A 23954-nucleotide genomic window follows, 5' to 3' on the forward strand; every position below is an offset into this window, starting at 1 on the left:
AAGAACCTTTAATCCATCATTCAGATAGAGGACTACAATACTGCTCAAATGACTATCAAGAAATGTTAGACAAAAACAACATAAAAACAAGTATGACAGAAAAATATGATCCTTATGAAAATGCAATCGCAGAGAGAATCAATGGTATACTTAAACAAGAGTTCAACATTGCTAAAAACATAAAGGATATGACATTAAAGAAAAAGCTTATCGCTGATGCAGTCAGTATTTACAATAATCTCAGACCACATTTATCTAATCATATGTTAACTCCGATGGAAATGCACAAGCAAAACAAACTCAAAAGAAAATCGTATAAATCAAAAAACCTTAACGATGCTAGCATCGTTAAGGTTTAAATTATAAATTTAATGGCTAATAATCTGTATCGGTTATTTAGGACGAGACAAAACTGAAGATTAATTTTGAGCAGGAAACGTTGAATCCAGATAATCTGGAATACCATTACCGTTAGAATCAGGTAATGGTAAGATCAAATTTCCTTGAGCATCAAAATCAATTTCTTCTCTAGTTGGAACACCATCACCATCATCGTCACCATCTGCGTAATTAGGAACTCTATCCTCGTCAGTGTCGTCATCATTGACTCTTCTATTTTCATTTACGTCCTCCATCCATGTAGGTACGCCATCACGATCGTGATCTGACTCTATGGATTTATACAACTGAATATTAAATACAATTGGCTCATACGCACTAATGCCAGAACCAGCTGGTGGAGAAGCAAAATAAGCAATACCGGAAGGAATAAAAACAGATCCAATGCCAAAATTGTCATCAAAAGTTACAGTACCATCAGCATTTTCAACAACTCCTGTAGAACCTCTAAACTCATCCATAACTTCATAAAATCCAACTATATTGTTTGTCAGATCAAACCAAACAGGATTTGGAGAGTTATCAAAAACATCTTTTTCAGTAATTGAAAAACCCTTGTAAGTTACCAAAACTGAATCTGCAAAGGTTGGTTTTCTTACAGACTCTGCTCCTTCTCTTATTTGTAAATAATATAAAGTATAATCTACTTCCCGTTGTGTAACGGTTTTTGACTTAAGGAACTCAGATTCCATGACTGGTTGCTTATCTGTATCTCCTTCTTCTATCTCCCTGAAGACAATATTTTGAAAGTTTGAATTTTGAGAATTTTCTTCAAACACATAATAATGAGTTTCTAAAAAGGTCTCAATCTGCTCCATATTTTCAACCTTTACCTCCTCAACATCTCTTGTAACTACGTCAGCCGGACCATCATCATCATTACTGCATGCAATCACTGTAAAAAAGATAAAAATTAAAACTAGATTTTGTATTTTCATTTAACTGTTATTTTGGTGGCAAGATACGATTTTCTTATATTTTTGTTTGAGATTAAATTTGTTTTTGATGAGGGTAGATAAATATTTGTGGGCGGTAAGGTACTTTAAAACTAGAAGCATCGCCACCAATGCTTGCAAGAAAGGTCATGTGAAAATAGGAGGCGAATCTATAAAGCCTTCTAGGAATGTTTATCCTACAGATAAATTGGAAATAAGAAAAAATCAAATCAATTATCAAATTGAAATTTTGGATCTTCCAAAATCCAGGGTTGGAGCCAAACTGGTAAATATCTATTGTAATGATATTACTCCGAAAGAGAATTTAGAAAAATTAGATTTATTGAAGTATTCTCAAGATTATTACAGAAAGAAAGGAGCCGGCAGACCCACCAAAAAAGATAGAAGGGAACTAGATGATCTCAAAGAGAATGCTAAAGACGATATAGACTTATAAAATGAAAACAGAACCCACCTTAATTTTATCTGAAGAAGATATCGACATAAAGATTAAAAGGATATCGCTTCAGATTCTTGAAGCATGCATAGATGATGAGTCTATGGTGGTTGCAGGTATTGAAAAAAATGGATTCATAATGGCTGAGTCAATATTAAAAAATCTCAATAAATTATCTGAACAGTCTATTATTCTTGCCAAGGTTAAAATCAACAAGAAAAATCCACTTAATAGTGTCGAAGTCTCGCTAACTCCAACGGAGTATAAAAATAAAAGTGTGATTTTGATTGACGACGTTCTCAATACCGGTTCTACCTTAATGTTCGCTGCTAAACATTTTCTCGATGTTCCACTAAAACAATTTAAAACTGCTGTTTTGGTGGATAGAAATCACAAAAAATACCCTATTAAAGTAGACTTCAAAGGGATATCTTTATCGACATCGTTAAATGAAAGTGTGAATGTTGATTTCACTACTCCAGCAAAAGCAGAATTAATTTAGGTATTCTCATTAAGCAGACCAAGTAATTCACTTAGGCTTTCATTGACGTTCTTTCCGGTCAAATCTAAAACATGATCTGCGAGAAAATAAAATTGTTGACGTTCAAATAAATGCTTTCTCACAAATTCTTCGAATTCAGATTCGTCTTGGTAGTGAGCTATTAGAGGACGCTTTAATTTCTGATGATATAACTTAGAAACGAGCTCATTAAGCTGAAGTTTTAAATAAACAGAAATAGTATTACTAGCTCCTACAATTTCTTTCATGTTATTTCCATAAACCGGAGTTCCTCCACCCAATGATAAAACTATATCTACATCTCTTGAAAGAATCTCTTTTAGATAATAAGATTCTTGTTTCCGGAAATAGATTTCACCTTTTGTTTTAAATAATTCTGGGATGCTTAAACCTTCCTTATTCTCAATGTAAGTGTCTAAATCGAAAAAAATAAACTTCAAGGAATCTGCCAAAACCCGCCCAAGAGTTGACTTTCCAACTCCCATATATCCCAACAAAACTACTTTCATAAATTACAACTTTGAACAAATTAAAAATGTTTCAAATTTAATTTATTTTTGCTTGAAATAACGAACTAAGATATTATATTTGCACCCGCAAAAAGACGCAAAAGATCTGGTAGCTCAGTTGGTAGAGCATCTCCCTTTTAAGGAGAGGGTCCTGGGTTCGAGCCCCAGCCAGATCACTCTTATATCCCGTGCTTGGCACGGGTATTTTATTAAAACAAAGTTCTTACAAATATTTTAGATCTGGTAGCTCAGTTGGTAGAGCATCTCCCTTTTAAGGAGAGGGTCCTGGGTTCGAGCCCCAGCCAGATCACTTTACAAAATTTGTTTTGTTAGGTGATTCAAAACTACTAGAGTTATTCTAAATCAAAGAATATCCTTGACAATTCATTTTTAAATCAACTCGTTTCCTTCTAATTTATAACTATTAATAATCTTAATATCGAATCAGAGATTTAAAAGTTATATTTGGTTACTAAATGCCCAGGTGCTGGAACTGGTAGACAGGCATGGTTGAGGGCCATGTGTCCATTAGGGCGTGCGGGTTCGACTCCCGCTCTGGGCACTTTTAAATTTCAGCTTTAATTGAATTTTTCTTTCCAAGTTTTTTAAATCAAAGTCATTTCAAAAATCTTATTTAATCTTCTATTGTTTCATTAATACTGGAATTTAGTAACACAGGATAATTAAAACCGTCGCATCCTTCATTTTTTTATAGGTATTGAAAGAATCAAAAAAATATTATCTCTAACTTTGTTGCTTACATGTGACTTTATAATTAGAAAAATATAGTCCTATCCCCTAAACATATAATCTATGATTGATATAAAAAATAAAACTGCATTTGTAACTGGATCTAGCCGAGGTATAGGTCAACAAATTGTTGTTGGCTTGGCAAATTTGGGTTGTAACATAATTGTGCATGGTAGAAAAAAGGAAAACTGCAATAAAACCTTAGAATTCTTAAAACCTTACAATGTGAAGGTAAATGTAGTTCATGGGGAGTTATCTGAAGAAAAAAGCATTAATGACGTTATTAAACAAGTTAAGAACCTTAATGTAAAAGTAGATATCTTATACAACAACGCAGCGATTATGACGAGCTATAAAGAAGATTTTTGGAGCCATAGTTGGGAGGAATGGATGGAAAGCATGAAGACGAATGTTTTAAGTGTTTACGCTCTGAGTAGTGCCTTTATTCCTGGAATGGTGGAAAATGGCTTTGGCAGAGTTATCAACTTAGTTTCTGGAATTAAAGATCAACCAGAGTTACTCCCGTATAGCGTTTCGAAATGGGCTGCATCCAAAATAACTATTGACCTTGCAGTAAAATTTGAAGGAACAGGTGTTAGGATTAATTCTTTAGATCCCCAATGGATATCTACAAACTTAGGTGGCGAATTTGCCGATCATTCTGTGGAGGAAGTTTTACCAGGTGCGCTTAAGCCGGTTTTAATTGATGATGATGGCCCAAACGGTGAAACCTTTTCGGCAATTGACTAAAAGAATTACTAACCTTAACATTCTTAATCCAATCTCGAGCTGAATTTATTATTGTAAAAATAAACCCTTTTCTAAATCATTTTGAAAAAGCCCTTTCAAGTCATCTTGAATCTGTTTCCTAGACCCTTCCTAATACGATTGAGTCTATTTCTGAAACCATTATTGGTTTTCTTGTATCGTGGAGATAAATTTAAAGATCCAATTGATGGTAAAACATTTTCAAAATTCTTGCCTTATGGGTATGAGAAAAAAAGATCCAATGTCTTGAGTCCATCTACGTTGTCTTTAGAGAGACATCGATTATTATGGCTTTACCTTCAAAAGAAAACAGATTTCTTTAAAAGTGAACATAAAGTTTTACATTTTGCACCAGAACAGGCATTTTACAAACGATTCAGGAATCTCTCCAACTTAGATTATACAACTACAGATTTGAACTCTCCAATTGCTGACGTAAAAGCAGATATATGTAGTTTGCCTTTTGGAGATAACATGTTTGACACCATTATATGCAATCATGTTCTAGAGCATATAAAAAATGACACAAAAGCTATGCAAGAGCTATACAGGGTCCTTAAACCTGGCGGCATGGCTATACTTCAAATTCCACAAGACCTCAGTAGAGAAACAACCTTTGAAGACGATACAATTATAGATCCAAAGAAACGAGCCAAAATTTTTGGTCAATACGATCACCTAAGAATTTATGGTAAAGATTATTTCGATAAATTAAGATCAATAGGTTTTAAAGTTGAGGAGGTCGATCTCACTTCGGAATTAGATGAATCGCAAATTGACTATTATCGCCTTCAAAAGGGAGAAATAATACCAGTCTGCTTTAAACCTATTTAAAATTCTTCTACCGAATCTTGAAGGTCCTCGGAGATAAATGTCTTCTGGTTTCCATCCTTATCAGAGTAGATTAAAATTACCTTCAAGATTTCATTAGTTTTCAGAAATTTTTTGGACTCCACAAATCCCATCGCCATAAAAGCAGTAGCGAATGCATCTGCATCTGTACAAGAATCGGCAATGACTGATGCTGATAAAACATCAGATTTTTGTGACTTGCCAGTTTTGGGATTGATAGTGTGAACATATTTCTGACCAGTCGTTGAATCTATTCGAAATTTTCTGTAATTCCCAGAAGTGGCCAAGGATTGATCAAAAAGATTAACTCCATATTCCAATTCCCTTGATCCATCTTCTAAGGGCAGTTCGATTCCTATTTTCCATGGACTTTGGTTATCCAAATTCTGCCCTTTAACTGAAACTTCACCTCCAATTTCAACAAGGAAATTTTCCACCTCTTTAGACTCAATGAAATCGGCAAAGACGTCTACTGTATAACCCTTGGCAATCGCATTGAAATCTAAGTAGGAAATTGAAGAATCAAAAGTTATTTTAGAGTCGTTTGTTAGATGGATTTTGTCAAAACCAATCAACCGATGAAGAGAGTCAATTTCTTTATCTGTAACTATATCTGAATAGCCTCCAGGCCCAAAACCATAGGCATTGACAAGAACACCTACACTTGGATCAAAAAAACCATCTGTAGCTAAAAAAATGCGTTGAGAAGCTTTAAAAACTTTTTGGAAATGGGTATCAACCACGATTGTGGTGTCTCCTGAATTAATTTTAGAAATGTCGGAATCCTCAATGTAAGTACTCATCGAAGAGTTTATCACCTTTAGTATTGAATCAATTTCTGAAGGTCGAATGGTCGCATCAGAAAAGTATTTTATCGAATAAGTAGTTCCTAAAGCATTTCCTTGTAGCGTTTTGACTTCAGCTAAATCATTACAAGAGATTAAGACTAAAAAGCTTAAAAGTAATAGGATAGACTTCATTTGATTTCAATTAAACCTGAATAGTTCAAAACGTAATCTTCTTCTGAATCTACAGGCAATTCGTAACTAATAGAATTTGCAATTCCTACACCAGCATAAAAAGTTTTGGCCTCAAAGGTAAATGCGTGTTTAGAAACCTTCTGCAAAAGTTCTTCGTCATATAAGACAGGATTATCGGGGTATGTAACAGCTCTTACAACTACAAACACCATTTTTTTTGCTTTTGTAGCTACAAACTGAGGATTTTTGGATTTTTTGCTATTAACAGCTAAGAACTCATATCCCAAATCTTCCAAGTCTTTACCAACAACATTCATGGCAAGATTATGCAGTTGTTGTTCTGTAAGTAATCCCATTTTAAAAGATATAAAAAAACCCAAACAGATTTAATGTTTGGGTTTTGGATAGTAAATTAAAGGTTATCCTCCGAAATCATCAAATCTGATATTTTCATCGGCCATTCCAAAGTCTTCTCCCATTTTCTGAACAGCTTGGTTCATCAATGGAGGTCCACAGAAATATAATTCAATATCTTCTGGTTCTTCATGATGGCTTAAATAGTTATCAATAACACATTGATGAATAAAACCAACAAAACCATCACCTTCTCCATCTAAACCGTCTTTAACTTTCCAGTTATCTTCTTCCTGTGGCTCAGATAAAGCTAAATAAAATTTAAAGTTAGGGAAATCTCTTTCCAAGGCTCTGAAGTGTTCAGTATAAAATAATTCACGCTTGGAACGACCACCGTACCAGAATGTAACTTTTCTTCCCGTCTTTAAAGTTCTGAAAAGGTGATATAAATGAGAACGCATAGGAGCCATTCCGGCACCACCACCAACATACAGCATTTCTGCTTCACTTTCGTTGATGAAGAACTCACCATAAGGACCTGATATAGTTACCTTATCACCTGCTTTACAACCAAATATATATGAGGATGCAACTCCTGGATTCACATCCATCCAGTCACCTTTAGATTTATCAAAAGGTGGAGTTGCTATACGAACATTCAGCATAACACGCTTCCCTTCTGCAGGGTAAGAAGCCATAGAATAAGCTCTTTCAACTGTTTCAGGATTTTTCATCACTAAAGGCCACAGTTTAAATGTATCCCATTCAGTTTTGAATTTATCTTTTTCATCAGGATGTTCTTCTGGGTGAGCGGTGATGTCCATATCCTCGAATTTTACTTCACAGGGAGGTACTTCAATTTGGATGTAACCACCAGCTCTGTAGTCCATATCTTCAGGAATTTCAACAATAAACTCCTTAATGAATGAGGCTACATTATAATTTGAAACTACAGTAGCTTCCCATTTTTTTATACCAAACACCTCTTCTGGTATTTCGATTTTCATGTCTTGTTTTACCTTAACCTGACATCCTAATCTCCATCCTTCAGCAATTTCTTTTCTTGAAAAGTGAGGTTCTTCAGTAGGTAAAATTGAGCCACCACCTTCTGTTACGATACATTTACACTGAATACAAGTTCCACCACCTCCACAAGCTGAAGGCAAGAATAATTTGTTATCACTTAATGTATTTAATAAGGTTGAACCTGATCCAACTTCTAAATCTTCTTCACCATTTACATTAATCTTAACTGGACCCGAAGGCGATAATTTTGATTTTGCTGTAAGTAATATTACAACCAATAATAAAATTAAAGTTAAGAATACTGCAACACTCGCTAATATAACTGTCATAATCCTCTGTGTTTATAATTTAATTCCCATAAAACTCATAAATCCAATCGCCATCAATCCTGTAATGATAAATGTTATTCCAAGACCTTTCAAAGGGGCTGGAACGTTGGAATAAGCTATTTTTTCTCTAATCGCAGCAATAGCAAGAATTGCTAAAAACCAACCTATACCACTACCTAAGCCATAAACCGCTGCGCCTTCAATTCCACTAAAATCTTTTTGCTGCATAAATAATGATCCTCCTAAAATAGCGCAGTTTACTGCAATAAGCGGTAAAAAGATACCAAGTGAACCATAAAGTGCTGGTGCATATTTTTCAACAATCATCTCTACAAGCTGGACCATTGATGCAATTACAGCTATAAACATGATAAAGCTAAGAAAGCTCAAATCTACGTCGGCGAATTCAGGCCCTAACCAAGTTAATGCACCGGATTGCAACAGGTAATTATCTAAAAGATAGTTGACAGGCACTGTAATAAGTAGTACAAATATAACAGCTGCACCAAGTCCAACCGCCGTTTTTACTGTTTTTGAAACAGCTAAGTAAGAGCACATGCCTAAGAAATAGGCAAAAATCATATTTTCTATGAAAATACTTTTAACAAATAAGTTTACTAAATCCATCTATGAGGTTTATTTAATTTTCTTCAATTAATTTTCTATTTCTAGCTCTCTGTATCCAAATAAGGACTCCTACCACTATAAGGGCCATTGGCGATAATAAGAAAAATCCATTATCCTCATACCCTAAAGCATATAAACCGGTTGACTCTGCCATGGTAACACCTTTGTGACCTAAGACTTCATAACCTAGCAACTTACCAGAACCGAATAACTCTCTAAAGAAAGCAACAATTATAAGAATAAGTCCATACCCTGCTGCATTACCGATTCCATCCAAAAAGGATTTATAAACTCCATTACCAAGTGCAAATGCTTCCAGTCTACCCATGATAATACAATTAGTAATAATCAGACCAATGAATATAGAAAGTTGTTTACTAACATCAAATGCATAAGCTTTCAAAATTTGATCAACTAAAATTACCATAGAGGCAACAACTACTAATTGAACTATAATTCGGATTCTGCTTGGGATAGAATTCCTAAGAAGAGATATAATTACATTACTAAATGCCATTACAAAAACAACGGCTAAAGACATAACAATAGCTGGCTTAAGCTGAACTGTAATTGCTAATGCTGAACAAATGCCTAAAACTTGAACTGTTATAGGGTTGTTGTCATCCAAAGGATCCTTTAATATCTTTCGATTAGCCTTTGATAAGAAATGTTCTTTTTCCTCAGAACTTGATAAGAAAAGCAGCATTTCGCTTTTCTTTTTTTCTTCTTCAGTTTGAGGCTTTTGATTTGTTTCTAAGCTCATAATTATCTTGTTACAACTTTAATTTCCTGACGCTTTTTGAAAAAAGGCAAATAATTTTTCAATCTTTTTTCAATCATTTCTGTTACACCATCACCTGTGATAGTAGCACCAGATATAGAATCTACCTTATTGTCATCTTTATTGTTTCCACCACTGTATCCTTTTACAACACTTACACCAACTAAATCTCCGTTTTCATTAAAAATCTTTTCATCTACGAAACGTTGTTGAAACCAGTCAGTAGTAATTTCTGCTCCAAGACCAGCAGTTTCACCTTTATGGTCAAAAATAACGCCCTTTATTGTGTTTGCATCATCCTTTAAGGCTATATAACCCCAAATAGCGTCCCATAATCCATTACCTCTCATGGGAGCAATATAATAATCTGAACCATCATAATTGGCCAAGTATATTGGAAAAGATTGCTCTTCAATTGGTTTTGAAAGTTCTTTCGCTAAATCAACCTCAAAGGCATCTACATCTTCTTTTTCTTCACCTTCATGATCTAAAGTGATCTGCTGAGTAATGTACTTATTGAATAGTGTTTCAGCATTTTCTCTATCTGTTTCGATACCTACAGTAGATAATATATTTTGCATTTTTTCTTTACGAACATTTTCTTTTTGAAGCGGACTTAATGTTGTTGATGTGAATGATAATGTCACGGCAACAATTACAACCATCGCAATGGCAAAAATAAATGTGTATGCGTTACTATTTTTATTCATATTATGCTGTTTTAACTGATTTCATGTCTAACCGTTTCTTTCTTTTCTTGATGTTACCTTCAATTACATAATGGTCGATTGTCGGTGCAAAGACATTCAACAACAAGATCGATAACATAATACCTTCTGGATATGCTGGATTCAATGTTCTAATTAAGATAGCTGTTAAGCCAATTAGAATACCATAAATCCATTTACCTTTCATAGTCTGGGCAGCACTCACCGGATCTGTTGCCATAAAAACAATTCCAAAAGCAAATCCTCCTACAATTAGATGATTGTACCATGGGAAGTTGGTCAAACCATTTCCTTCCACACCCATTGATGGCAAAGCATTTAAAAGTAAGCCCATAGCTGCAGCACCGATTATACCACTTAATATAATTCTCCAGTCTCCGACTTTAGTCAATATCAATATCAAAGCACCAGCAACAATACAAAGTGTCGATGTTTCTGCAATAGAACCCGGTATAACGCCTGTAAACATTTCCGCGGCATTGTAAGTCACTTCTTTATTTGCAGCTAGTGAACCTAAAATGGTTTCACCAGAAATGCCATCCACATTCGAAGCCTCGCTAACCCATATTTTGTTCCCAGACATATAAGTTGGGTAAGCAAAGAAAGCAAAAGCTCTTGCAGTTAAAGCTGGATTCAGGATATTCATCCCAGTTCCTCCAAAAGCTTCCTTACCAATCAAGACAGCGAATATAACTGATAATGCAACCATCCATAATGGAATGTCAACTGGCATAATCATTGGAATAAGCAATCCAGTAACTAAATATCCTTCATTAACCTCATGCCCTCTCATTATCGCAAAAGCAAACTCTAATCCTAAACCTACAGCATAGGATACTACAATCATTGGAACTATTTTATAAGCTCCATGCAAAAATGCTTCAAGAAATGCAGGATTTTCTCCTAGCTGAGTGAAGTGTTGGTAACCTGTATTCCACATCCCAAAAATTAATGCAGGAATTAAAGCTAACACAACTGTTATCATCGTCCTCTTCAAATCTACCGCATCTCTAATGTGTGCACCTTTTTTAGTTGTATGATCAGGTACAAATAAGAAAGTGTCAAGTGCATTTATTGCTGGACGGTACTTTTCTAATTTATTACCTGGCTCAAAAGGCTCTTTAATTTGATCAATTTTCTGTCTAATCCAATTCATAGTTATTATAAATTTATCCTACTTCAGTTATCATTAAATCTAAACCATTGCGTATAATTTCTTGCGCTTCGATTTTAGATGTATTCGTATATTCTACTAGTGCAAAATCTTCTGGTACTACTTCATAAATTCCTAAATTTTCCATTTTCTCAATATCTCCAGCCATGCAAGCTTTTATAAGTTGCATAGGCAAAATATCCATCGGCATCATCTCTTCCATTTCGCCTGTCACTACAAGCGCTCTTTCTTCCCCGTTTAGATTAGTATTTACATCATACTTTTTGTTTGGAAACAACCAAGACAATGAAGTTTTTGATGCGGAGTGAATATCATTGTCTTTAAAAGGCACCCAACCAAACATCCTGTATTCATTACCCTCAGGGATTACAGTAAGCGTGTTGGAAAAGAAATTGATGTAGCCATCGCTTTCTACCTTTTCACCTGTTAATACATTACCACTAATTATTCTAGAGTTTTCTTCAAAATCAGTTAAGAATGATTTTACTTCAGAACCTATAATAGTTTTAAAATATTTTCTGTTATTTTCATTGACTGCAGATCCAGTGACTATGACTGTTCTTTCAGCATTGTATTTTCCAGTCTTAAACTGCTCACCAATAATCGCAACATCTTCAGGATTGATGGTCCAAACACGTTCCCCCCTATTCATAGGTTCAGTTTCGTGAATCAATGTTCCAACATTACCAGCAGGATGAGGTCCTGAAATTGTGATTAGTTCAACATTTTGAACATCTTTCAGGAAACTTGCCGACTGCTTATCTACTCCTAAGTAAACTTTGCCACCAGTCAGTTTTGTAAGTGCATTAATACCGATCTGAAAATGTTCAGCTTTGTCTTTTAAAACCATTTCATAAGATGCTGATAGAGGAGCTGTATCATATGCTGATATATAAATTGCTTTTGGAGTATCATCAGCATTAGCTGGAATATTATATGGTCTTTGGTTTAGAAAAATTCCTAAACCAGTTGAAAAAATTCTTTCTTTAACCAATGAAGACTCAGACTCCAAAGGATTCATTGATCCAAAGTCTTTGTATTCAATATTATCGTCTGCTTCGATTATAACTTCTAAAATTTTCCTCTTTGCCCCACGCTTTATTTCTTTAAGAACACCACTCACAGGAGAAACAACTCTCGTCTTATCGGAGTATTTTGAGAAAAAAACTTCATCGCCTGCTTTAATCTTTGCACCTTCCTTTAAAACCAACTTTGGTACCAAAGAGTGAAAATTTGAAGGCCTTAAAGCAACAGTTTTTGATTTCTGTGCTTGTTCAATTGAATTTTTAGCTTCACCTTTTAGATTCAGCTTCAAACCCTTTTTAATTTTTACGTCTATGGGCATCTTTAAATAAAATTTTATTTGGTTTGCAAATTTAATAATTTAACTTACATTCCTAAAGCAAACAAATCTTATAGTTCTATTATTTATAATTAATCTAAACAACTAAATGAGCTTAATAAATATAAGGCTTAGCAATGTTATTAAAAAGTTTATCCTCCTTATTTTAATAACTTTTACAAGTTCTTCAATAAAAGGTCAGGAGGTTTACGAGACTTTACCTCCAGATTTCATCAAAACCATAGAATTCTTTGGATCGACTGATGAGTTTAGTGGTACACCCATCATATCAATTAATGAGACTCTAAATCTCAAATTTGATGATTTGACTGCAGCTGAAAATGATTATTACTATGAAATCGAACATTACAATTTTGACTGGACCCCTTCCAAGCTTTCCAAAAATGAATATCTGGAGGGGTTCGATAACATCAGATTATTCAATTTTGTAAATTCATTTACCACTTTTCAGCCATACACGCATTATGAACTAAGTTTTCCAAATGAGAACACACGGGGTCTAAAGGTTAGTGGTAATTATATGCTCAAGATCTTCAACTCCAATAAAGAACTATTATTCTCAAGAAAATTTATTGTCTATGAAAATCTGGTTAATGTTGATATCACCATAAGAAGATCAAGAAATCTTACTTACTTAGATAAAAAACAAGTTGTTAATTTTGAAGTAGGAAGAGATGAATTTGTTTTCAGAAATCCTGAACAGACTGTCAACACAATCGTTGTTCAAAACAATGATTTCAATACAGCGATTTACGATTTAAAACCTCAGTTCACTCAGGGAAACAGGCTTATTTATAGATACGATGAAGAATCCTCTTTTTGGGGCGGTAATGAGTATTTGAACTTCGACAACAAAGATATAAGACAAGGAACACTTAGAATAGAGCGTGTAGAACTCGACGATTTATACAACTCATTTTTATATCCAAATTTTGTAAGAGCAGGAAATGCTTACACGTTTTATCCTGATATAAACGGTGCTTTCAGAATTAATGCGATTCAAGGTAATGATGTCGATATTGAATCTGAGTATGCCAAAGTCCATTTTACTTTACAAAACTCAAAAGACCTGGAAGGTGGTGAGATTCACCTTTATGGAAGGTTCAATAACTACGTTTTAGATGATAGTACGTTGATGAAATCTCTTGAGACCCAACCAAATATTTTAACTAACGAACTTTTATTAAAACAAGGTTTCTATAATTATAAGTATGTTTATCTCGATAAGAACGGAAATTTCAAAGAAGGTTTCATTAGCGGAGACCACGACGTCACAGAAAATGATTATCAGGTCATAGTCTACTATCGCGAGATAGGAGCTAGATTTGACAGAATCATTGGTACAGGTTTTGGGAATAGTGAAAGCATCATTAATTAAGGCTTCTTAACAAGTATTAATAAAAGCTTACCACCTCAAATTTTAAAAATGATTTATTAGCTTTATATTTACGTTAATTAAAAATAATATAATAATTATGGGAAAAGGTTATTTTCAAGTGCCAACCGCTATAAACGAACCAATAAAATCTTATGCACCTGGTTCTCCTGAAAGAGAATCTGTTGAAAAGATGTATAATAAGATATATAGTGAAAAGGCAGAAGTTCCTTTATATATAGGTAAGGAAGAAATCAAAACAGGAAACACTAAAAGCATAAGACCTCCGCACGATCATCAACATGAAGTCGGAGTTTATCATAATGCTGAAGAAGAACATGTAGAAAGAGCCATTGACACTGCTTTGGAAGCTAGAAAAGAATGGGCAAAGTTACCATGGGAGCAAAGAGCTGCTGTCTTTCTAAAAGCTGCAGATCTTATCGCTGGACCCTACAGAGACAGAATGAACGCAACGACCATGATTGGTCAATCTAAAACCGTTTTTCAAGCCGAAATTGATTCTGCCTGTGAAATCTGTGATTTCCTAAGATTCAACGTTGAATACATGTCAGAAATTTACAGAGAGCAACCTGAATCTGCTGATAATGAGTGGAATAGATTAGAACACAGACCTCTTGAAGGATTTGTATATGCCATTACCCCTTTCAATTTTACAGCTATTGCTGGTAATTTACCATCAAGTGCTGCTTTAATGGGGAATGTTGCTGTATGGAAACCTAGTGATAGTCAAATGCTTTCAGCTCAGGTGATTATGGAAGTATTTAAAGAAGCAGGTCTACCTGATGGTGTTATTAACATGATTATAGGTGACCCTGTAATGATTACTGACAAAATTCTAGCAAGAAAAGAATTTGCTGGAATCCATTTTACTGGAAGTACAAATGTATTCAAAGGCATTTGGGCTAAAATTGGTGAAAACATTCATAACTATAATACTTATCCAAGAATAGTTGGAGAAACTGGCGGTAAAGACTTTATAGTAGCTCACAAATCAGCTGATGCTCAAGTCGTTGCAACAGCATTACTAAGAGGTGCATTTGAATTTCAAGGTCAAAAATGTAGCGCTGCTTCAAGATCTTATGTTTCAAGTAGTCTTTGGCCAAGTGTAAAAGAACGTTTGGTGAAAGACGTAAAGTCGATTAAAATGGGACCAACTGGAGATTTTAGCAATTTTATGGGAGCCGTCATTCATGAACAGTCTTTTGATAAGTTATCAGAATACATTGAAAGAGCTAAGAAAAGTGATGATGCCGAAATAATTGTCGGTGGAAATTGTGATAAGTCGACAGGTTATTTTGTTGAACCTACAGTAATCGTTACTACAAATCCTAAATATGAAACAATGGTTGAAGAATTATTTGGACCAGTTTTAACGCTTTATGTTTACGATGATGATAAATATGAAGAAACGCTCCATCTAGTTGACAACACAAGTCAATACGGATTGACTGGTTCTATCATTTCTACAGATCGTTATGCTGCTTCAGTTGCAACTGATATTCTGCAAAATTCTGCAGGTAATTTCTATATTAATGACAAGTGTACAGGAGCTGTAGTTGGTCGACAGCCATTTGGAGGTGCTAGAAATAGTGGTACTAACGATAAAGCTGGATCTAAGTTTAATTTATTAAGATGGTCATCACCAAGATTGATCAAAGAAACTTTTGTTCCTGCAACAGATTATACTTATCCACACATGAAATAGTTTAGACTAAGTCATAAATATAAAATCCCTCAAAATTCATAATTTGAGGGATTTTATATTTAGTGTTAATCCTCTCTAATGTGGGAAGATATGATTAATCAACCTCTATATTTCATTGGTAAATAGACTACTTTTTTGGTATCAAAAAAATCTTGCTCAAAGATTTCTGACAATTCAAATATCTCAACAGTTCGATAAGGTTTCAACTCTTCGGTTAAATCTCCTCCTTTAAGGTATAAGATTCCATTTTTACGACCATGCTTGGATTCTTTAGCAATTTTACCTTTTACCCAGTGAACGAAACTTGGCATAACAGCTACTGCCCTACTAACTATAAAATCAAAATCACCAGAAATATTTTCAACACGATCGTTGATGGCCGTTACATTTTTAAGTTCCAATGTATCAACCACTTCTTCTACAACTTTTATTTTCTTTCCTATACTATCCACCAGGGTAAACTGAGTTTCAGGAAACATAATAGCTAAAGGTATACCTGGGAAACCTCCACCAGTACCGACATCCAAAACCTTAGATCCAGGTAAAAAACTTTGAACTTTAGCAATACCAAGACTATGTAGTACATGGCGTATATAAATTTCATCAATATCTTTCCTGGAGACGACATTAATTTTTTGATTCCAATCCTTGTAAACTTCTGCTATTTTTTCAAATTGCTTTAATTGTAGTTCATCAAGATCGGTAAAGTAACGTTTTATTAATTCCACTGTTTTAAATTTTCTAGAGCGAAAATAGCAGTTATTATCATCAAATGAATCAAAATGCATCTTGATTATTTTTAATCAAATTGCGACAACAAAAAAGATTTTAGCAATTAAACTTCCCTAAATCGAAAACAATTAGTGATCATCCAAAGCACCGGTGTATATAAATTTTTATATTTGTTTTATATAACTTTGACGATGACAAATCCAACAATCAAATTCTCGAGAAAAGATCCTCAGAAATTCTTTAAGACACTTAACAAAAGAGTAAATAACTACTTTAACGAAAATGGCGTGAAGAAAACTGGTAACTGGAAATTGCATATTAAGACAATTTTCATGTTCAGTTTATTTTTAACCCCCTATTTCTTGATTCTATTTTTAGACGTTTCCGGTTGGTGGAAATTATTATTTACCATGTTGATGGGAGTTGGCATGGCCGGTGTAGGAATGAATGTTATGCATGATGGAAATCATGGTACTTATTCTAAAAAGAAATGGGTTAATAAATTTATGGGAAGTTCTATTTATATTCTGGCGGGTAATGTTTACAACTGGCAAGTACAACATAATGTGCTTCACCATACTTATACCAACATTCATGGTCATGATGAGGATATAGACGCTGGAGGAATCATCAGGTTTTCAAAACATGCCAAGTGGAAGCGTTTTCACAAGTTTCAACATATTTATTCAGTTTTTCTTTATGGGTTATTGACTTTCAACTGGTCACTTACATCAGATTTTAAACAAACGAGAAGTTACCTGAAGCGCCAACTTTCCTATGGAAAAATGCCTAGCAAATGGAAGCAATGGAGCTTATTGGCTGTGACTAAAGCCTTATACCTGTCCATATGGATTATCATACCTATACTAATAGGAATTGTATGGTGGAAAGTTCTATTAGGTTTTTTCATCATGCATTATACAGCTGGTTTGATTTTGAGCATCATATTTCAATTAGCTCACATGGTTGAAGAAAATGATATGCCAATGCCAAATGAAGTTGGTGAGATGAAAAATACATGGGCAATTCACCAATTGTTTACAACTGCAAATTTTGCGACAAGTAACAAATTAATGAGTTGGTTTAGTGGTGGTTTAAATCATCAAGTCGAACATCACATATTTCCTAATATCAGCCACATTCACTATGGTAAAATAAGCAAGATTGTAAAAGAAACAGCCAAAGAATTCGATCTTCCTTATAATGAGTATGAATCAACAAGAGAAGCTATAAAATCGCACTTTAGACATCTACGCATGCTTGGAAGTGAGCCACAATTATCATAACTTAATAATTACATGATCCAATTATCAGATAAAATTCAAAAACTTGAAACTTCTGCAACCTTGGCTATGGCAGCAAAAGCCAGAGAATTAAAAGCCGAAGGTAAAGATATAATAGGCCTCAGTTTAGGCGAGCCAGATTTCAATACTCCAGATTTCATAAAGGAATCTGCCATTACTGCTATTAATGATAATTATAACTCATACACCCCTGTAGACGGTTATGAAGATCTAAAAAAAGCAATCCAAGGAAAATTCAAAAGGGACAATAATCTTGACTATGGATTGAATCAGATAGTGGTTTCTACAGGAGCTAAACAATCGTTATATAATGTTGCATCTGTATTGTTGAATCCGGGAGATGAAGTTATTCTCCCTTGTCCTTACTGGGTCAGCTACAGTGATATTGTCAAATTAAATGGAGGTATTCCAGTTGAAGTTCAAACAGATATAGATCAAGATTTTAAAATGACTCCTGATCAGCTGAAATCAGCTATTACCTCAAAAACTAAAATGATTTGGTACAGTTCACCCTGTAATCCAAGTGGTTCTGTTTATTCTAAAGATGAATTGAAAGCACTAGCTGAAGTTCTAAAAGATTATCCTGACGTCATCATTGTCAGTGATGAAATCTACGAGCATATCAATTTTGGGAGCGAACGTTTTTCTATGGCTGAAATACCAGAAATGTATGACAGGACTGTGACTGTCAACGGAGTTTCAAAAGCTTTTGCGATGACAGGTTGGAGAATTGGTTACATAGGTGCTCCAGAAAAAATAGCAAATGCTTGTAAGAAATTACAAGGCCAAGTCACAAGTGGTGCAAACTGTATAGCACAGCGCGCTGTGATAACAGCTCTTGAAGCACCATTGGATAAAATTCAATTCATGATCGATAAATTCAAATCAAGGAGAAAGCTGATTCTAGATTTGATTGAAACTATTCCAGGTTTTGAGTGCAATGAACCCAAAGGAGCTTTTTATGTATTTCCTAACGTTTCTTCCTTTTTTGGAAAGACTTATAATGGAAAACTTATTGAAAATGCAACTGATTTCTCGATGTTTTTATTGGAAGTAGCCAATGTAGCTACAGTCACTGGAGAAGCTTTTGGAAATCCAGATTGTATACGGATATCCTACGCAGCTAGCGAATCTGATATAGAAGAAGCTATGGAAAGAATCAAAAAATCAATAAGTTAAACTTATTGATTTTTTTCTTTTATAATGTATTCTCCTCCCTGATATACGACTCTTTGAGGCATTGATATTTCGAGCCCTGCTATATCGAGAGCTTTCTTTACAGACTCCATCTGTTCCCAAAACACGGGCCAGTATAATTGTGAGTCTACCCAGCATCTTGCTACAATGCGCATTTCTGATTCAAGAAATTCTTCCAACCAGACATCTGGCTCTGGATCGGTTTCTATTTGTTTATGAGATTTCAAAGCTTCTAGGACAACCTCTCGTATTTGATCAATATCGGTTTTATAAGTGAATCGCAGTTCTAAATCTATTCGTCTGGTAGGTTCCATAGTTCGATTATCTACGTCGCTATTTGCCACATTGCCATTAGGCATTGTTATAATTCTCCCGTCAAAGGTTTTGATTCTCGTGTAAAGAATATCAATTTTCGCCACATGCCCTTTGTGTTGATTAACTTTGACTAAATCACCAACTTTAAAAGGTTTAAAGACTAAGATCAAAACACCCCCTGCAAAATTAGCTAAGCTTCCTTGAAGAGCAAGACCTATTGCTATTCCTGCTGCTCCAAAGATAGCAAGGAAGGATGTTGCCTTGACTCCTAAAATTGAACCGATCAATGTAAATAATAATCCATAAAGTATGAAAACAGATAAACTTTCTACAAAGGTCTTGAGGGACAATTCAACTTTTGATTTTTTTAAAGTTGCTTTCAAGAGCCTCATAATTAATTTAATAATGAGTATTCCCAGTATAAACACTACAAGCGAATACAAAATCTTAGGCCCTAAACTCACAAGCGTTTCTTTAAAAAAACTCTTAAGTGAGTCAATAAATGATGTATCCATATTCTGAATTGTATTTTTGGATAAGGTAATTATTAATATTTATAATCTGTCAGTTTTTACCGTTCGATTCAAATTGTTAAAAATTGAAACTTATATTCTTAATCTTCATAGATAAAACTTATTCCTTTTTTAAATTCAAAGTAAAAAATGAATACTTTAAAAATTACTCACATCGAAAAAATCACGCCTGACGTTTTACAGATCAGAACTAAAAAACCATCTGATTTAGTATTTAAACCTGGTCAGGCTACAGAACTTTTCATTAATCAAGAAGGCTGGAAAGAAGAAGGCAGACCTTTCACATTCACCAGTCTTCCAGAAAATAATTATTTAGAATTTGTCATCAAAACTTATCCTGATCACAACGGAGTCACGGAAAAGTTGTTGGACTTAAAGGCAGGGGATGAATTACTGCAAACCGATGTCTTTGGTAATATTTATTTTAGAGAAGAAGGGACATTTATAGCTGGTGGTGCAGGCCTAACGCCCCTAATTGCAATCCTAAGAAACAGAAATAAAAATGGTAATAAGAATGAAAATAACAAACTCATCTTCGCCAATAAAACCGAAGCAGATATCATTTTGAAAGATGAATTAGAGGAAATGCTAGGAAATAATTTTATAAATATTCTATCTAGAGAAAAAACGAAGGAGTATGATCACGGTCAAATAGATCAAACTTTCTTGAAAAAGCATATTCTTAATTTACAACAAAAATTCTACATCTGTGGTCCAGAACCAATGATAGAAAGTGTAGTTAACGACTTAAGGGAACTCGGCGTAGAGGATGAAAACATTATTGTGGAAGAATAAATAAATAAAACCTTTCATTACTATCAAAAAAGCCTCGATTATACGAGGCTTTTTATTTGGATTTAATCGAAAGCTGCAATCAAGATCATTTTAAATTTTAGTAAAAGACTAAATTTGATATTTTTTTTCTAAATTTAGTATCAGAATAATTATTATAATGACAGAATTTCTAACTTTTTTTGAAGAAATGCCAATTTGGATGAAGCTAGGTTGGGTAGTTGGCGTTTTAGGAGTCTTTTGGATCTTAGAAGGTTACTACACCTTATCAATCGTAAAATATAAGAAAATAAAGCACGCCGGAGTTAACTTTATATTCCTGTTATTTACAATGATCATCAACGTTGGTTTTGGAGCACTTACGCTTGGAGTTTTTTATTGGATTGAGGTCAACCAATTTGGGTTGTTAAATAGCATTGATCTACCGATTATCGTCGAATTGCTATTAGCTCTAATTGCTTTAGACTTTATAGCACAATACGGGGTGCATTATTTGCTGCACAAAGTCAAATGGATGTGGCGACTCCACATCATCCACCACAGCGATACGAAAGTAGATGTCACCACAGGCACAAGACACCATCCGTTGGACTTTACCATAAGAGAAACATTTGCCCTCATTGCCGTACTGATTATGGGAATGCCCATCGCCTACTATCTGTTCTACAGGGTTTTAAGTGTTTTTTTTACATACTTCACTCACGCCAATATCAACCTTGGCAAAACAGATAAGATTCTCAGTTACCTTTTTGTAACACCTAATCTACACAAGTTTCACCACCACAAAGAAATGCCCTGGACTGACACCAATTTTGGAAATATGTTTTCCATTTGGGATAGAATTTTCGGGACCTACATATACGATGACCCCAACAAAATCGAATATGGATTGGATATCGTTGATGATATCAAAGATGAAGACATTTTATACCAATTAAAAATTCCATTCAACAAAAGCATCAAAACTAAGTAAGCAAATATTGTCTGACTTGTACATTAACTTCTCGATAATCATTTGGCGCATAATCGGGCTATCACTTGAAGTAACCCCAAAGCTTTGGGGTTACGCGCTTTTCGTTATATCCCTATGCCTTGACACATTACACATCAATAGAAAATATTCTATTTTTAGAATAAATCGAAAAAGCTAAGGAAAGTAACTCGCAAAATTAAACTCTGGGGTTTTAATCAATCCACCTAAGTTTGGTTTATAGTAAATTCATCGATAAAGCCTTGCGTAAGGAATGCGAATGGAAATCCCGCAGTCCCAAGGGCGTAAGGGACGAGGAATTGAAAAGGGCACCCCGACCCCGCCCTCCCCAATGCTCTGGGGATTGGGGAGGGGGCACGCCAAAATAATTAGTAATCTAAAAGCTCTTGTATTTTGGCTTTTACCTTTTCGGTACTTGGGATCATGGTTTCTTCCAAAATGGAATTTAGGGGAATGGCCGGCATATTTTCGGAGCCTATCGTAATTACTGGCGCATCCAGGTATTGAAAGCACTTTTCCTGAATCTTCCCGCTCAATGCTCTGGCAAACGAATTATTGGATGGTTCCTCGGTCACAACCAAACATTTCTTGCATTTTTTGACTGACTTCATGATGGTTTCCTCATCCAAAGGATGGAGCGTCCTAAGGTCCACAACTTCAATTTGGTCTTGCAAACCGAGTTCCTGTGAGGCATTCATTGCCCAGTGCACTCCCATTCCATAAGTGATGATGCTTAGTGTTTCCTTGTCGTCCTGAGGCCAGATTTCCTGCAATACCCAGGCTTTGCCAAATGGAAGCACATAATCTTCTGCAGGTTCTATGCTAGTGGCCCCTTTGGTACCGGGGACTTTGCTCCAGTATAAGCCTTTGTGTTCAAAAATAACCACGGGATTTGGATCGTGGTAAGCGGCTTTCATCAGACCTTTTAAATCTGCACCATTGCTGGGGTAAGCTATTTTGAGACCACGTATATTGGTGACTACACTTTCCACTGAAGAGGAATGGTAAGGACCACCGCTACCGTATGCACCAATAGGCACACGCAAAATCATGGATACTGGCCATTTTCCGTTGGACAAATAACAACTGCGACTCACTTCTGTAAACAACTGATTGAGTCCAGGCCAGATGTAATCTGCAAACTGAACCTCAACAATTGGCTTAAGACCAACGGCAGACATTCCCACCGTAGAACCCACGATAAAGGCCTCCTGTATTGGCGTATTGAAAACCCGATGGTCTCCGAATTTTTGAGCCAAAGTGGCTGCCTCTCGGAACACACCTCCTAACCTACCGCCCACATCCTGACCGTAGAGTAAACATTCTTTGTAGTTGGTCATCAACTCTTCAATAGCGAACAAGGCACAATCGACCATGACAACTTTTTCTGCACCTTCTGGGGAGCGTTCGCCTCGTTCCTCTGTGATAGGAGTTGGAGCAAAATCATGCGTAAATAGATCCTCTGGTGTGGGATCTTTAGCTTGTAATGCTTCCTGATATTCTTTTTCTACAACTGCTTTGGCTGCTTTTTCAATAGCTTCCAATTCATCTTCAGTAAAGTCATTATCAAGAAGTTGTTTTTTTAATTTCGGATAGGGATCTCTAATTTTAGACTCCTCGAGATCATCCCTGTAAAATTCCATTCGTACACCCGATGTATGGTGATTGAGAAGCGGACACTTGGCATGCACCAAAAATGGTCTGCGCTCAGTTCTCACCGTCTCCACAACCTTTTTAAATTCTGAGTATGACTCAATAAAATCGGTTCCATCAATACTGATGGCTTCCAGGCCGTGAAAGCCTTTGGCATATTCATACGCATCCTGAGCTCTCGTTTCTTCAGCATTAGCAGATATATCCCATTCGTTGTCCTGTACTACATAAATAATCGGCAATTGCTTAAGAGCGGCCATCTGTAAGGCCTCTGCAATTTCACCTTCAGTCATGGAAGCGTCTCCAAGGGAGCAAACAGTTATTGGTAATTCTGATTTATTAATTTCGAATTGTGAAGTATTTTCTTTGTACTTCATGCCCATCGCCGCACCGGTGGCGGGAATCGCCTGCATACCGGTGGCCGAGCTTTGATGTGGAATTTTTGGTTTGTCGTCATCCTTTAAGCTTGGGTGTGAATAGTAGGTTCGCCCCGCAGAAAATGGATCGTCTTTTTTAGCTAAAAGCTGTAGCATCAAATCTTTAGGCTGCATGCCAATCGCTAGCAAAATCGAATCATCACGGTAGTAAGGATACACATAATCTTGGGGTTTCAATTGCATACCCACCGCCGTTTGGATCACTTCGTGTCCTCGAGATGTGGCATGCACGTATTTCGAAACCACCTTGAAATTATCTTCGTAAAGTTCTGTCATCGCCTTAGCGGTGACTAGGTTGGTAAATGCTTTTTTGAAAATATCTTTAGAAATCATGATCAATTTTAAAT

At 35.3% G+C, this 23954-nt stretch carries 24 protein-coding genes, 3 tRNA genes and 1 pseudogene; 15 read left to right on the forward strand and 13 right to left on the reverse strand.

The window, feature by feature from the left end; all coding sequences use genetic code 11:
• Both LB452_RS13660 and LB452_RS13675 read left to right on the forward strand, forming a co-directional pair.
• Positions 1 to 165 (forward strand): annotated as a pseudogene (locus LB452_RS13660) (DDE-type integrase/transposase/recombinase); the annotation flags it as partial.
• A complete protein-coding gene (locus LB452_RS13675; RefSeq protein ID WP_407692598.1) occupies positions 138 to 359 on the forward strand; it encodes an IS3 family transposase in 222 nt (73 codons plus the stop codon). The pseudogene LB452_RS13660 and the gene LB452_RS13675, both read left to right, overlap by 28 nt.
• A 60-nt stretch (positions 360 to 419) precedes the next feature.
• Here LB452_RS13675 and LB452_RS00010 read toward each other — a convergent pair whose 3' ends face one another.
• The gene (locus LB452_RS00010; RefSeq protein WP_224459680.1) at positions 420 to 1337 is read right to left on the reverse strand and encodes an FKBP-type peptidyl-prolyl cis-trans isomerase; all 918 of its coding nucleotides are present in this window, start codon (positions 1335 to 1337) and stop codon (positions 420 to 422) included.
• 67 nt (positions 1338 to 1404) lie between these two features.
• Between LB452_RS00010 and LB452_RS00015 the strand changes: the two genes are divergently transcribed.
• Positions 1405 to 1791 carry an RNA-binding S4 domain-containing protein gene (locus tag LB452_RS00015; protein ID WP_224459681.1) on the forward strand — a complete coding sequence of 129 codons (387 nt, stop codon included), beginning with the start codon at positions 1405 to 1407 and terminating at the stop codon, positions 1789 to 1791.
• A 1-nt stretch (position 1792) separates the two neighbouring features.
• Complete coding sequence (locus tag LB452_RS00020) at positions 1793 to 2293, forward strand: phosphoribosyltransferase family protein (protein WP_224459682.1); 501 nt, start codon at positions 1793 to 1795, stop codon at positions 2291 to 2293.
• Here LB452_RS00020 and LB452_RS00025 read toward each other — a convergent pair.
• Positions 2290 to 2820 (reverse strand): shikimate kinase, encoded by a 531-nt coding sequence (locus LB452_RS00025; protein WP_224459683.1) that lies wholly within the window; start codon positions 2818 to 2820, stop codon positions 2290 to 2292. The genes LB452_RS00020 and LB452_RS00025 overlap by 4 nt on opposite strands.
• A 103-nt stretch (positions 2821 to 2923) precedes the next feature.
• On the opposite strand from LB452_RS00025, the gene LB452_RS00030 reads away from it, so the two are divergent.
• The 5 genes from LB452_RS00030 (at position 2924) to LB452_RS00050 (ending at position 5172) form a co-directional block, all read left to right on the forward strand.
• Positions 2924 to 2996, forward strand: a tRNA-Lys gene (locus LB452_RS00030).
• Positions 2997 to 3057: 61 nt separating this feature from the next.
• Positions 3058 to 3130, forward strand: a tRNA-Lys gene (locus LB452_RS00035).
• A 168-nt stretch (positions 3131 to 3298) separates the two neighbouring features.
• Positions 3299 to 3382: transfer RNA gene (locus LB452_RS00040), tRNA-Leu, on the forward strand.
• A 251-nt stretch (positions 3383 to 3633) separates the two neighbouring features.
• On the forward strand, positions 3634 to 4320 hold the full coding sequence (locus tag LB452_RS00045; protein ID WP_224459684.1) for an SDR family NAD(P)-dependent oxidoreductase: 687 nt from the start codon (positions 3634 to 3636) through the stop codon (positions 4318 to 4320).
• An 81-nt stretch (positions 4321 to 4401) separates the two neighbouring features.
• On the forward strand, positions 4402 to 5172 hold the full coding sequence (locus LB452_RS00050) for a class I SAM-dependent methyltransferase (RefSeq protein WP_224459685.1): 771 nt from the start codon (positions 4402 to 4404) through the stop codon (positions 5170 to 5172).
• On the opposite strand, the gene LB452_RS00055 is transcribed toward LB452_RS00050, so the two are convergent.
• From LB452_RS00055 to LB452_RS00090, 8 genes are all read right to left on the reverse strand, one after another.
• Positions 5169 to 6170 (reverse strand): FAD:protein FMN transferase, encoded by a 1002-nt coding sequence (locus LB452_RS00055; RefSeq protein WP_224459686.1) that lies wholly within the window; start codon positions 6168 to 6170, stop codon positions 5169 to 5171. The two genes, LB452_RS00050 and LB452_RS00055, sit on opposite strands and share 4 nt — an antisense overlap.
• Positions 6167 to 6526, reverse strand: coding sequence for a Na(+)-translocating NADH-quinone reductase subunit F (locus tag LB452_RS00060; RefSeq protein ID WP_224459687.1), 360 nt, complete (start codon positions 6524 to 6526; stop codon positions 6167 to 6169). The genes LB452_RS00055 and LB452_RS00060 overlap by 4 nt, the downstream gene beginning before the upstream one ends.
• Positions 6527 to 6589: 63 nt before the next feature.
• Positions 6590 to 7879, reverse strand: a complete 1290-nt coding sequence (gene nqrF, locus LB452_RS00065; RefSeq protein ID WP_224459688.1) for an NADH:ubiquinone reductase (Na(+)-transporting) subunit F — start codon at positions 7877 to 7879, stop codon at positions 6590 to 6592.
• A 12-nt stretch (positions 7880 to 7891) separates the two neighbouring features.
• A complete protein-coding gene (nqrE, locus tag LB452_RS00070) occupies positions 7892 to 8506 on the reverse strand; it encodes an NADH:ubiquinone reductase (Na(+)-transporting) subunit E (protein WP_224459689.1) in 615 nt (204 codons plus the stop codon).
• A 13-nt stretch (positions 8507 to 8519) separates the two neighbouring features.
• Entirely contained in the window at positions 8520 to 9269 is a 750-nt protein-coding gene (locus LB452_RS00075) for an NADH:ubiquinone reductase (Na(+)-transporting) subunit D (protein WP_224453632.1), read from the reverse strand.
• Between the two features lie 2 nt (positions 9270 to 9271).
• Positions 9272 to 9997 carry an NADH:ubiquinone reductase (Na(+)-transporting) subunit C gene (gene nqrC, locus LB452_RS00080; RefSeq protein WP_224459690.1) on the reverse strand — a complete coding sequence of 242 codons (726 nt, stop codon included), beginning with the start codon at positions 9995 to 9997 and terminating at the stop codon, positions 9272 to 9274.
• 1 nt (position 9998) lies between these two features.
• The gene (locus LB452_RS00085) at positions 9999 to 11171 is read right to left on the reverse strand and encodes an NADH:ubiquinone reductase (Na(+)-transporting) subunit B (protein WP_224459691.1); all 1173 of its coding nucleotides are present in this window, start codon (positions 11169 to 11171) and stop codon (positions 9999 to 10001) included.
• A 13-nt stretch (positions 11172 to 11184) separates the two neighbouring features.
• Positions 11185 to 12534, reverse strand: a complete 1350-nt coding sequence (locus tag LB452_RS00090; protein ID WP_224459692.1) for a Na(+)-translocating NADH-quinone reductase subunit A — start codon at positions 12532 to 12534, stop codon at positions 11185 to 11187.
• A 106-nt stretch (positions 12535 to 12640) separates the two neighbouring features.
• Between LB452_RS00090 and LB452_RS00095 the strand changes: the two genes are divergently transcribed.
• Together LB452_RS00095 and pruA are read left to right on the forward strand one after the other, a co-directional pair.
• Positions 12641 to 13930 carry a type IX secretion system plug protein gene (locus tag LB452_RS00095; RefSeq protein ID WP_224459693.1) on the forward strand — a complete coding sequence of 430 codons (1290 nt, stop codon included), beginning with the start codon at positions 12641 to 12643 and terminating at the stop codon, positions 13928 to 13930.
• A gap of 97 nt (positions 13931 to 14027) precedes the next feature.
• Positions 14028 to 15653, forward strand: coding sequence for an L-glutamate gamma-semialdehyde dehydrogenase (gene pruA, locus LB452_RS00100; protein ID WP_224459694.1), 1626 nt, complete (start codon positions 14028 to 14030; stop codon positions 15651 to 15653).
• 98 nt (positions 15654 to 15751) lie between these two features.
• On the opposite strand, the gene rsmG is transcribed toward pruA, so the two are convergent.
• Positions 15752 to 16381 carry a 16S rRNA (guanine(527)-N(7))-methyltransferase RsmG gene (gene rsmG / locus LB452_RS00105; RefSeq protein ID WP_224459695.1) on the reverse strand — a complete coding sequence of 210 codons (630 nt, stop codon included), beginning with the start codon at positions 16379 to 16381 and terminating at the stop codon, positions 15752 to 15754.
• Between the two features lie 195 nt (positions 16382 to 16576).
• Here rsmG and LB452_RS00110 point away from each other — a divergent pair, with 195 nt between their 5' ends.
• Complete coding sequence (locus LB452_RS00110; RefSeq protein ID WP_224459696.1) at positions 16577 to 17671, forward strand: fatty acid desaturase family protein; 1095 nt, start codon at positions 16577 to 16579, stop codon at positions 17669 to 17671.
• A 12-nt stretch (positions 17672 to 17683) separates the two neighbouring features.
• The gene (locus LB452_RS00115; protein ID WP_224459697.1) at positions 17684 to 18868 is read left to right on the forward strand and encodes a pyridoxal phosphate-dependent aminotransferase; all 1185 of its coding nucleotides are present in this window, start codon (positions 17684 to 17686) and stop codon (positions 18866 to 18868) included.
• A 2-nt stretch (positions 18869 to 18870) separates the two neighbouring features.
• On the opposite strand, the gene LB452_RS00120 is transcribed toward LB452_RS00115, so the two are convergent.
• Positions 18871 to 19716, reverse strand: coding sequence for a mechanosensitive ion channel family protein (locus tag LB452_RS00120; protein ID WP_322965728.1), 846 nt, complete (start codon positions 19714 to 19716; stop codon positions 18871 to 18873).
• A gap of 147 nt (positions 19717 to 19863) precedes the next feature.
• Here LB452_RS00120 and LB452_RS00125 point away from each other — a divergent pair, with 147 nt between their 5' ends.
• A complete protein-coding gene (locus tag LB452_RS00125) occupies positions 19864 to 20529 on the forward strand; it encodes a ferredoxin reductase domain-containing protein (RefSeq protein WP_224459699.1) in 666 nt (221 codons plus the stop codon).
• Between the two features lie 157 nt (positions 20530 to 20686).
• Positions 20687 to 21499, forward strand: coding sequence for a sterol desaturase family protein (locus tag LB452_RS00130; protein ID WP_224459700.1), 813 nt, complete (start codon positions 20687 to 20689; stop codon positions 21497 to 21499).
• 386 nt (positions 21500 to 21885) lie between these two features.
• Here LB452_RS00130 and LB452_RS00135 read toward each other — a convergent pair whose 3' ends face one another.
• On the reverse strand, positions 21886 to 23940 hold the full coding sequence (locus LB452_RS00135) for an alpha-ketoacid dehydrogenase subunit alpha/beta (protein WP_224459701.1): 2055 nt from the start codon (positions 23938 to 23940) through the stop codon (positions 21886 to 21888).
• Positions 23941 to 23954 lie beyond the last annotated feature (14 nt).

Origin of the sequence: Psychroflexus longus, from assembly GCF_020164595.1 — a bacterium.
GTDB lineage: Bacteria > Bacteroidota > Bacteroidia > Flavobacteriales > Flavobacteriaceae > Psychroflexus > Psychroflexus longus.